The 12,433-nt window shown below is 39.1% G+C and carries 6 protein-coding genes; all 6 read left to right on the top strand.

Going from position 1 to position 12,433, the window contains the following annotated elements; translation table 11 throughout:
* Positions 1-6 precede the first annotated feature (6 nt).
* The 6 genes from G4420_RS06850 (at position 7) to G4420_RS06875 (ending at position 12,315) form a co-directional block, all read left to right on the top strand.
* Entirely contained in the window at positions 7-2,340 is a 2,334-nt protein-coding gene (locus G4420_RS06850) for an ABC transporter permease (RefSeq protein WP_163322789.1), read from the top strand.
* Between the two features lie 63 nt (positions 2,341-2,403).
* Complete coding sequence (locus G4420_RS06855; protein ID WP_163322790.1) at positions 2,404-4,833, top strand: ABC transporter permease; 2,430 nt, start codon at positions 2,404-2,406, stop codon at positions 4,831-4,833.
* Between the two features lie 18 nt (positions 4,834-4,851).
* On the top strand, positions 4,852-7,266 hold the full coding sequence (locus tag G4420_RS06860; RefSeq protein WP_163322791.1) for an ABC transporter permease: 2,415 nt from the start codon (positions 4,852-4,854) through the stop codon (positions 7,264-7,266).
* 176 nt (positions 7,267-7,442) lie between these two features.
* Complete coding sequence (locus tag G4420_RS06865; protein WP_163322792.1) at positions 7,443-8,480, top strand: metallophosphoesterase family protein; 1,038 nt, start codon at positions 7,443-7,445, stop codon at positions 8,478-8,480.
* 387 nt (positions 8,481-8,867) lie between these two features.
* A complete protein-coding gene (locus tag G4420_RS06870; RefSeq protein WP_163322793.1) occupies positions 8,868-11,210 on the top strand; it encodes an ABC transporter permease in 2,343 nt (780 codons plus the stop codon).
* Between the two features lie 106 nt (positions 11,211-11,316).
* Complete coding sequence (locus G4420_RS06875) at positions 11,317-12,315, top strand: SMP-30/gluconolactonase/LRE family protein (protein WP_163322794.1); 999 nt, start codon at positions 11,317-11,319, stop codon at positions 12,313-12,315.
* Positions 12,316-12,433: the final 118 nt, after the last annotated feature.

A 12,433-nucleotide genomic window follows, 5' to 3' on the forward strand; every position in this document is an offset into this window, starting at 1 on the left:
AAAACTATGTTACGATTTAAAATAAAACTGGCATTTAGGAATTTGTTGAAGAATAAGCTGTACTCATCGCTTATTATTGGAGGGTTTGCCATTGGTTTTACGGCCTGTATTTTAATAGCCTTGTTTTACAGCGCCGAACACAATGTGGATAAACACTTTGCCCGGCATGAAAATATTTATCGCCTCTATGATGCTAAAAAGAATGAGTCGGGACTCGATTACAAAATCAATGCTGTAATTGCAGAACACTACCCAGATGTCGAAAAAGCCTGTCCGCTCGGGTTCTCTTATTTTCCGATTACACTTAAAGACCCTGAAACACGAAGTTACACACGAGTTGAGTACATAGTTTCCACCAATAATTATTTTTTCGAAGTATTCTCAATACCCGTTATATCCAAATTGGAAGAAAAGCCTTTTAGTCAATTGAATTCGGCAGTAATTACCGAGTCGGTGGCCAAGAAGCTTTTTGGGAATGAGAACCCGCTGGGAAGAACAATTAAAGAAGAATTCTTTACGGCAACGGTCACCGCGGTTATGCAGGATCTGCCTGATAATTCGAGCTTTAAAGCCGAGGTTCTTCTGAATAGCGAGAATGAAGATTTTCAGATGGCGCAAGCCTGTAATGACGGCGTTTGTATATTTCCTAGCGAACACTTTCTCTTGTTAAAAGACGATATTAAACCTGATGATTTCTCCATAAAAATGAATGCTTCCATCGGGCAATTTAATACCACTACCGACAGTCTGGCGCTGCAAAATTTATCCGATATTTATCTTTCTCCAACAAAATTGGGTTGGACTGATGATCATACCAAAGGCAACTCAAAAATGCTGTTCATTTTTATGGCAATTGCTATTCTTATTATTTTGCTTTCGAGCATTAATTACCTGAATTACACGGTTTCGATGCAGTACGCGAAAATGAAAGAAATTGGCATCAACAAAACCAATGGTGCCGGAAAACCACACTTGCTCGTAGATTCGCTGATTGAAGTTACTTTAGGAATTTTTATTGCGCTAACCATTTCAGTAGTGTTGGTGTCGCTGCTTTTACCGGCAACCGGGACGTTTTTCGGAAGAGAAATTCATATTTCCGATGTTAACCTTCAACATTTGCTGCCCGTTTTTCTGGGTACGATAGCCGGTATTATTTTTCTGAACAGCTTAGCACCTATCTATATTTTATCACAGTTTAATATTACCGATTTTCTTCAGGGAGGACGGAGAAGAAACGGTAGCCAATTTGGGAAACAGCTTATGCTCACCTTTCAGTTAACGGTTTCCATTGCCCTGATTGCTGTTGTGATGCTTATATTTAAACAGCTGCAATACGTTAAGCACTATGATTTAGGTTTTAATGAAGAACATTTGTTGAGGATAGAACTTCCGTGGCTAAGCAAAAACCAGACAGCATTGCGAAATGAGTTCAGCGATCTTTCTTTCGTGGCAAGCAGTGCTTTGAGTAACGGTTATCCCGGGCACATTAACATGAGCATGGGAAGCGGAGTGGAAGGCGATGAATTTATGGTAGAATGTATTTACGTAACTGAAAATTTCCTGAAAACAATGGGAGTTCAGCTACTTGAAGGACGAAATTTTTTGGCGGGCGATAAAGGAAAATCCTGTTTAATGAATGAAGCTGCTGTAAAACGTTATGGTTGGGAAAATACAATTGGCAAAAAATATAAAAACGGCAGGGAAGGAGGTTACGATGTAGTGGGGACAGTGAATAACTTTAACGTGGAATCGTTACATTCTGCACTAAGTCCGGTTGCGTTGATTTACGAATCCGACCGCGAGTATAATACACTTTCACTGCGACTGATTCCCGGAAATGTTGGTCAACAAATAAGTGAACTTAGGAAAGTTTGGGAAAGTATATTACCAGACGACCCTATGGAATTTACTTTCTACGACGACCAGTTTCAGGCTATGTACCAAAAAGAAGATAAACTGGCCAAATCCATTACTTTCTTTTCAATAATTGCAATTGTACTGACTTGTATGGGAGTTTTGGGTCAGATCTTCCTGATCAGTTTAAACCGGACCAAAGAAATTGGTGTACGCAAAGTGAATGGTGCGACCGTTTCGGAAATACTGGTGTTGCTGAATAAAGACTTTGTGATTTGGGTAATCGTGGCTTTAGTAATCGCCACTCCTGTTTCCTACTACGCCATGAATCAATGGCTCGAAAACTTTGCCTATAAAACCACTTTGAGCTGGTGGATTTTTGCATTGTCTGGTCTGCTGGCTTTGGGAATTGCATTGTTAACGGTGAGTTGGCAAAGCTGGCGGGCTGCTACCCGAAATCCGGTTGAGGCCTTGAGGTACGAATAATTGGAATTGAGAATATTCCGAAAGGGCATTCTGTATAAATAAACGAATAAAACCAAATCAAGAATGAGACAATTTTATCATCTTAAAATGGCATTCAGAAACCTAAGCCGCGAAATAAGAAATTCGGCTTTTCTTCTCATTTCCCTATGCATTGGTCTGGTTACGTTTATTCTTGTATCGGGCTATGTTTTTTATGAAAAAGGATTTGACCGTGTATTTCCCGGCAACAAACAAATTTACAGAGTAACCACCGATATGTATAGCGGAAATGAATTGAGTATTTCTATTCCACAATGCGAGCGTGGTGTGGCAGCTGCAATAAAAGAGAAATATCCCCAGGTTGTTGCCGCAGGTTACCTTACCGGAACAAATAATCCGCAATATAAAATTGGCGACGAGATTTTTACAAATAATCATATTTATCATGCGTCAGCCGGTTTTCTCGACGTGTTTTCAATCGCTTTAACGCAGGGCAATAAATCTGAAGTTTTAACCCGACCGTACGTGACAATTATTTCGGAGAGTACCGCCAAAAAATATTTTGGAGATGCCAATCCTGTCGGGCAGATTTTATTTAAATACCCGTCGTTCGAATATACCATTGAGGGTGTTTATAAGGATATTCCGGCACAGGCACATTTTAATGCCGAGGTTTTACTTTCTTATCATGACGATATGCACCTGCCGCCGCCGGCAAAAGCCCAGTGGGGTGAATCAGGATTTTATACCTACCTGAAATTGGATGAAAATACAGATGTAAGCCAGATTGAAACAGTAATTAACAAACTGGTTGCCGAAACTAAAAAGATACAGTTCGAAACAAATAATGTTACGCACATTTACCACCTCCAGCCATTGAACGAAATTCATCTTCATTCGGAATTGAAAAACGAACTGGAGACAAATTCGCGGGCACAATATGTAACCCTTATTTTTATAATCGGAATATTGATTCTTTGCGCATCAGGATTTAATTATATCCAGTTTGCTTTTTCGAAGTTGATTAACTCGGCAAAAAGAACGGGAATCAAAAAAATAAACGGGGCAACACGTTCCGAAATCCTGGGTGCTTTAATTTCCGAATCGTTGATTATTCATTTTTTTGCCGTTTCCATTTCGCTGAGTATTGGATGGATGCTTATTCCTGTTATAAAAAACCAGTTCGGAATTTTTCTAAGACCGGTTTTTTCCAATCCGTTTTTTCTGGCTACTTTATTTTCAATAATTTCATTCAGCATATTAGTTGGGGGAATGATTCCTGCATTAATGATTAACCGTTTTAACAGTCTCGAACTGCTCAAGCTAAGATATAAACCTGTTTCAAAAGGGCTTTCATTCAGACAGGTAATTGTTGTGGCTCAGTTTGTTATAGTTATTGTTGTCATGGCCGGAATTGCAGGAGTTAGTAAACAGGTAAATTTTTTGGTCGACAAAGAAAAGGGATTCGATGTGAGAAATACGATGGTTCTTAAAGTTCCTAAAAATCTTCGAAAAACTTCGCAACGAATAAATAATCTGCAGGCTTTTGAGGAAGAGTTGCTTAGACATAGTTCTGTTATCGGGTTCTCGAGCTCAAACGTGGTACCGGGAGATTTATCGGCATACAATTTTACTTTTACTGAAATGCAAACAGGAAAAGGAGGACAGGCAGCACTTATTGTTGCCGACGACAATTTTATAAAGAACTATAATATTCCTCTTATAGCCGGAACTAATTTTAGGAGAACCGGTACTTCTGCTGCAAATAATTTGTGTATTATCAATCGGGCCGGTGCAGAATATCTTGGATTCCTGAATCCTGATGAGGCCATCGGACGGACAATTAAAATGGAAGACGAAAGTGGCATGCAAAAGTTCGATGTTTCGGTAATTGGAGTTACCGGGAATATGGATTTTAGCGATGCAAAAGAAGGTTATAAACCAATCGTGCTTATCGATTGGACCGAAAATATGGTATGGGGAAATTACTCCGTAAAAATTGCCAGTTCCGATTTTGCTTCAGTTATTCCATTTATTAAAGAGCAATTTAACCGCACATTTCCCAATTATCCTTTCGAATATTTAATTGTTGAGGATTATTATAACAGGCAATTTGATAAGGAAATTCAGCTCGTTAAAATATTCAGGTTGTTTATTGTTGTTGCCATTTTTATAAGTGTTATCAATCTATTTTCTATTTCGTGGCTGATTTCGTTGGCCCGGGTGAAAGAAATCGGCATCCGAAAAGTAAACGGGGCAAAAGTCTCGGAAATCCTTTCCATGCTGAATAAAGACTTTATAAAATGGGTGGCTATCGCTTTTGTAATAGCTACTCCAATTGCATACTACGCCATGAATAAATGGCTCGAAAACTTTGCCTACAAGACCAACTTAAGCTGGTGGATTTTTGCGCTTGCCGGAGTGCTTGCTTTGGGAATCGCATTATTAACTGTTAGTTGGCAAAGTTGGCGGGCAGCTTCACGGAATCCTGTAGAGGCACTTCGATATGAATAAATAAAGCTCATAACTACCATGCTAAAATACTACCTGAAAACTACCATCCGTAATCTGATAAGAAATAAGTTTTATTCTGTTATAAATTTTATCGGATTGGCTATTGGAATAACTGCATGTATTCTGATTATGCTATATGTTCAGTTCGAATTAAGTTACGATAAATTTCATGAGAATTCGGATCGGATTTACCGGGTGAATTTGTTTTCTGCTCGGGATGGCAACATGAATAGATGGCCGGGTTCAAGTCCTCCACTGAGAAATACCATACAGAATGAAATTCCGGAAGTTGAAGAAGTGGTTCGTATATCGCAGTATTGGGAACCGGTAATGCAGTACAAAGACAAAGTGTTTAATGAAACAAAGTGGTGTTTTGCCGACGACAATTTCTTCAAAATCTTTTCTACATCTTTAATTTATGGCGATCCAAATACAGCTTTAATTGAGCCTTACACGGTGGTTTTAACCGAATCGACAGCCAAGCGATATTTCGGAAATGAAAATCCTCTGGGGAAAACGCTTTCACGAAAATATAATTACGATTGGACAGTTACCGGAGTGATTAAAGATTTTCCTGAAAACTCACATATAAGACCTGACTTTTTGGGATCAATAAAAAGCCGGCCAGACAACAATGACCAAAATTGGCTCAATAATATACTTTATACTTATGTACTTTTAAAAGAAGGTGCTTCCAATCAGGAGGTAGATTCAAAGTTGGAAGATTTGGTGAAGAAACATGTCGGGCCTTTTATGGCGCACGACAGAGGTGAATCACTCGAAGAATTCGCGGCAAAGGGAAATCAATACAGGTATTATACACAACCTTTAACTGATATCCATTTCAATAGGGATGTCATTGCAGGACCAGAACTTTCAGTAAATACAAGTTACCTGATCATCTTCTCTATAATTGCAGTTTTTATATTGGTCATAGCCTGTATTAATTACATGAATATGTCCACTGCCCGGTCAGTAAATCGTGCCAAAGAAGTCGGTTTGAAAAAATCGCTCGGTTCAAACCGAAATAATCTGGTTCTGCAGTTTTTATTCGAATCAGTTTTTGTCACTTTAATTGCATTGACACTTGCTACATTTCTAATTAAATTATTGCTTCCGCCTTTTAATAATTTAGTCGATAAACAACTTGTATTTAGTTTTGCCAGTAACCTTTACACTATTCCTTTACTACTTCTCTTTGGAATTGTAGTCGGAATAATTGCGGGAAGTTATCCGGCTTTCTTTTTAGCATCGTTTAATCCCTTAAAAGTTATAAACGGGATTCATAAATCAGAAGGCTCGCATGGAAATATTCGAAGTGGATTAGTGGTTTTTCAGTTGATTGTAACCATTGTCCTTTTTTCAGGTACCTTCTTTATCAGTAAACAGCTCGATTTTCTCCAGAAACAGGAATTGGGTTTTAATAAAGAAAACCTGGTAATCATAAAAAATGCACATTACTTGTGGACTCGAAAGCTGTCGTTTAAAAGCGATATGCTTGAACAACCGGGCATTTTGGAAGTTAGTAACTCCGTTGATATTCCGGGGCGAAGCAAATATAATAGTACATTTTTTCATGAATTGCCAAGCGAAGCAAGGTTACTCAGTCAGCTATGGATAGATGAGGATTTTTTAAAAGCCTATGAAATTGAGCTTTTGCAAGGTCGTTTTTTTGAGAAGGGGAATCCTTCAAATTCTAAATCGATTGTATTGAGTGAAGAGGCTTTAAAAGGTTTAAATATAAAAGATCCGATTGGCAAAAAACTATATAAAAAGCAAAAATCCAAGGCAACTACTTTTACCATTATTGGGATCATAAAGGATTTTCACCTCAGCTCGTTACATCAGGAAATCTGGCCTTTGGTACTGTTTGATAACGATGATGCATTAAGATCTGCAGGAGCATTCTTTAGTGTTCGCGTAACTGGAGATCTTCAACAAAATCTGAAAAATATCGAGCAATCATGGAATAAATATGCAGAAGGGCAACCACTGGATTATGTATTTTTTGATCAAGATTTTGGCCGTTTGTATGCTGCCGATCTGCAAACCCGAAAGATCGTTTCAATCTTTTCTGTGATAGCCATAGCCATAGCATGTTTGGGATTGCTTGCTTTTACTGCTTTTGTTGCCGAACAGCGAACTAAAGAAGTCGGCATCCGAAAAGTTAATGGTGCAAAGGTGTCAGAAATATTATCGATGCTCAACATAGACCTCGTAAAATGGGTCGTCATAGCCTTTGTCATTGCCACTCCAATTGCCTGGTTTGCCATGTATAAATGGCTCGAAAACTTCGCCTACAAAACCAACTTGAGTTGGTGGATTTTTGCCCTGTCCGGTGTGATGGCTTTGGGAATTGCATTGTTAACTGTTAGTTGGCAGAGTTGGCGGGCGGCTACCCGAAATCCGGTTGAGGCACTCAGATATGAGTGACGAAATCCCGATCGAAGTATCGGGGTCGAAGCTCTTTAATGCGAAGCGTATCGGGATTTAAGCCTTATGCTGTGATTAACAAATATCCAACGCAATTAAAAATCTATTAAAGATTTTTCCGTGGTGAATCAAAGCCGTATTTATCACTATATTTCGAAATAAAATTTACCAACTAAATGAAAAAAATAGCTTTGTTTCTCGCCATTCTGTATAGTGTTTCTGGCATTACTCAGGCACAGAACAATACAAATCCTGAATTGAAATTTAATGCTGAGGGGAAGTTCAAAATTCTTCAGTTTACCGATATCCATTTTCAATACAATTCATTTCGTTCGGATAGTGTTTTGTTGTTAATGAAAGCGGCGGTGAAAGATGAAAATCCTGACCTGGTGGTGTTAACCGGAGATGTGGTGTGTTCAAAAAACACAAAAAAAGCCTGGTTGAAATTGACAACAATCTTTATTGACGCAGAAGTGCCGTGGGCAGTAACACTGGGAAACCATGATATTGAAGAAGAACTCACTGGAAAAGAAATTATGAAAACCATTTGCGATCTTCCGTACTGTATAACGGAAGACGGGCCGGAAGAAATTTCAGGAAATGGTAATTACGTTTTAAAGGTGAAAGCTCACTCTTCAGAAAAAACGGAGGCTGTTTTGTATTGTCTCGATTCGCATTCGGGATTAGAAAAAGAACTGGGACTTGGAAGTTACGACTGGATAAAATGGGATCAGGTGAATTGGTACCGTGAAGAAAGCCGGAAACTAACTGCTGAAAACAACGGAAAGCCTTATTCAGCACTGGCGTTTTTTCATATTCCTTTGCCCGAGTATGACCAGGTTTGGGGAATGGAAACAACGGTTGGCGTAAAGAATGAAAAGGTTTGTTCGCCCGATATTAACTCAGGTATGTACAATGCTTTTGTTGAGTCGGAAGACGTAATGGCAATGTTTGTAGGCCACGACCATGTAAACAACTACATTGGCGAATTGCGCGGAATTTGTATGGTTTATGGACAGGCAACCGGCAGAGAAACTTATGGTGGAATTCCGAAAGGTTACCGCGTAATTGAACTTTACGAAGGGCAGCGGAAATTCGACACCTGGGTGCGCGAAAAATACGAATGCGACAATGATAAAGATATCTGGACTCCGGTAAATACCAGTGATAAAAAGTATTTTGTCACTTATCCCGACTCTTTCGCCGGAAGATAAATACGATTCCAGGTTTTAACATAGTAACGCTCAATAAAGATGACCTCCTTCTTTATTGATTTCGGAAATATATTTACGGTTAATGTCGAGCTATCCCCAAAACATTGACAAAAAATCTGACACCTTTTGTCTAATTTATTTACACCTGTTTCTTATGTGAGAATCTTAAAAGGCAGTAAATGAGATGGATGCGATTGAGGCATTGTTTTGGTAAACCATTTCTTTATAATTTTAATTGTCAATATCAGCAAGTTCCGGTTCCTAAAGCAGTCTAATCTGTTCCCGGTTTTAGTGCTGATTATTGGATATTTCGAAGTGAAAACTTACAGGGATATAATTCTCGTATCTTTATTTGGAGGAAGCTCTGCTAAAAATTAAATACTAAAAATGTTACAATACTTTTTTAAACTCGGATGGCGGAATTTAACGCGCAACAAGTTTGTTACGCTATTAAAAACTTCAGGATTTGTAATTGGTTTATGGGTTTTTATGGTTACGGGTTATTATGTGTTGCACGAAACCAGTTTCGACCATTTTCAGGAGAATGCAAACAACAAATATATGCTGGATGCCCGCGATCAGTTTGGCGATAACTATTTTGCATTTAGTTTGCCTTATCCGTTAACCAAAACCTTGCATGAACGTTACACGGAGGTTGTTCAGAATGTTTCGTTCGAAAGCCGCGAAAATTCGATATTTATTAAGGAACCAACCCGGATTATAAAATCGGATAAAACAAATATGGCTTTTGTAAACGAAGACTTCTTTAGCTTTTTTGCCTTCGATTTTATTGCCGGAAATGCCCGGAACAGCTTTACTTTTTCCAATCCGCTTATTATTTCTGAGGATGTGGCAAACAAACATTTTGGCGGTCTTGATGCGGTTGGGAAAACCGTAAATATTAGTCTGGAAGATCACCTTTATGAGTTTAATATTACGGGTGTAGTAAAAAATCCGGCAGATAATTCGAACGTTAATTTTCACTGGATCGCCGGTTTACCGCAATTTATGAAAGAGTCGGGGAATCCCGGGTACGAGGCAGACTGGGATTTTAAATGCCGAAGTTTTATTCAGCTGGCACAGGGCGTTAATCCTGATGATTTTATAGCAAAACTTACGGAAGAATACGTTGAGCAGGCAAAACTTGAAAATGCTCCAACGCTTGTTGCAACTTCACTCACTGAAATTCATATGGGAAAAAATATTCAAAAAAGGGTACGCATATTTTCAGCACTAGGCATTCTGATATTGCTAATTTCTATTGTGAATTATGTGTTGCTTTCCACGGTTGAGAGTACGCAACAAGTGCGTTCGCTTGGTATCGAAAAAATTTCGGGTGCGCGGCCAGCCGATTTTCTGGCAAAAAACATTATTTCCATTGTGATTTACACGGTTTTGTCTTTTATACTCACGATCGGATTGTTCTCGCTTTCAAAGCCTTATTTCAAGAACTTCTTCGAAGGATCGTTTTCTTCGAATCTGGATCTTACAGTCGTTATTTTTACGGGCTTGGGAGTCATTTTTAGCATCATCTTTTTGGCCGCTCTCATTAACCAGGTTATCAACGGAAGTCAAAAACCACTCGATATTTTAAAAAATAAATTCAGCAAAGGAAAAATCGGGAAAGTGGTTTTTAATTCGTTACTGACCTTTCAGTTGGTGGCTTTTATTGCATTGATTTCCTGTTCTGTTATCGTGCAAAAACAATTGGGATTTATGCAAAAAAGTGAGCTCGGATTTAACAAGGAATCTTTAGTCAGCATAAAAGTGGCCCCGGAAGATGTAAAGTCTCATCAGGCGTTTAAAGATGAATTATTACGTCATCCATCCATAGTAAAAGTGGCCGGTACCAGCGCTCCGCCGCTTTCAAGCCGGAGATCGATTTTCGGATTTGTAAACACAGATAGCCTTGGAAATAAAGAAATTAAAGTGATCGATTACGTAAATGTTGATCGCGATATTTTCGAAACACTGGAGCTAAAATTTAAAGAAGGTTCGGGTTTCCCTGAATCGGCTGCCGGGTATTGTGTGGTTAACCAGACTTTTATTGATGAACGAAATATCGAAAACCCGTTTTCCGACAAGATTGAACTGGGCGGAAGCGAATACCGGATTTGTGGAATTATGGACGATTTCCATTATCAATCGATGCAGTCGGAAATCACACCTTTTGTTGCTTTTTTAAATCCCGATCAGATTGCTTTTTCTGTCGTTCGTTTTAACGGAAATCCTGCGGAGGCGGTAAATTTATTACGCGAAACAGCTTCAAAATATTTGCCCAACACCGTATTCGAATATGAATTTATGGACGAAAAAATACGATCGGCCTACGATGCCGAAATACGTTTTAGTAACATCATTAGGATTCTGACATTCTTATCGGTACTGATTTCAGTTCTGGGACTTTTAGGCTTATCCTATTTCGCAGCACTGGTAAGAATTAAGGAAATCGGCATCCGAAAAGTAAACGGCGCAAAGGTGTTCGAAATCCTTTCGATGCTGAATAAGGATTTTGTGAAATGGATTTTAGTGGCTTTTATAATTGCCACACCGGTTGCGTATTACGCCATGAATAAATGGCTCGAAAACTTCGCCTACAAAACCACGCTCAGCTGGTGGATATTTGCGCTGGCTGGTTTACTGGCTCTTGGAATTGCATTGCTAACTGTTAGCTGGCAGAGTTGGCGGGCTGCAACACGTAATCCTGTTGATGCCTTACGGTACGAATAGTTTTATTTTACCCCAAATCCCTAAAGGAGCTAAAGAAAGTTACAATACAAATTTCGAAGGTTATTCATACCTTTATAGGTATTAGTCAAACTCAAAAGAGAACAAAATGCATCAATTTAGTTACCTCGTTTTATCATTATTTTTGGCATTTCCGGCTTTCGCTCAAAATTATCAAACCACTGGAAAAATCATTGTGGATGATCCACGCATGGACGAATTGATCGATGTTTCTGCAGGCATCGAAATTCTGGCCGATGGCTTTGGATGGTCAGAGGGACCACTTTGGCTGAGTATTGAGAACAAACTTATTTTTTCAGATATTCCTGACAATTCAATTTATGAATGGAGTGAATCCGATGGACTGCAGTTGTATCTTAAACCATCGGGATATACCGGGGAACAAGCTAGAGGGGGAGAGCTTGGTTCCAATGCCTTGCTTTTGGCTTCGGATGGGCGTCTGGTTCTCTGCCAGCACGGCGATCGCAGGATTGCTAAAATGTTAGCACCCTTGAGTGATCCGGTGCCAAAATTTGAAACCTTGGCTGACAATTATCAGGCAAAGAAACTAAATAGCCCTAACGATGCCGTTTTTAGTAAAACCGGTGAATTGTATTTTACCGATCCTCCATACGGGCTTGAAAAAAATGTGGATGATCCCACAAAAGAACTGGATTTTCAGGGGGTTTACAAACTTTCAAAATCGGGCGAAATTCAATTGCTCACAAAAGCATTGACCCGGCCAAATGGAATTGCTTTTTCGCCTGATGGAACAAAACTGTATTTGGCCAATTCAGATCCGAAGAGGGCAATTTGGATGGTTTACGATGTGAAAGAGGATGGAAGTATTGAGAACGCAAAAGTTTTTTTTGATGCAACAAACCTGGTTTTAGAGGATAATGGACTTCCCGATGGAATGAAAGTTCACAGAAATGGAACTGTATTTGCTACAGGGCCAGGCGGCATTTTTATTTTCTCTGCTGACGGAAAAATACTGGGAAAAATAGAAACAGGGAAAGAGACGGCAAACTGCGCATTTAATGACGACTACTCGGCTTTGTATGTGACGGCTGACAGTTATCTCATGCGCGTACACCTTAAAAAATGAATTCATTAAAACAGAAAGCTGCTATAAATACAGTTGAAACATTACGTTACGAGTTGTGAGAAGCACGAAAATCCCGACTGTAGCATCGGGGTAGAAGTTTTGAGTAATGAATAGTGTT

It is taken from the genome of Draconibacterium mangrovi (assembly GCF_010586825.1).
Lineage (GTDB): Bacteria > Bacteroidota > Bacteroidia > Bacteroidales > Prolixibacteraceae > Draconibacterium > Draconibacterium mangrovi.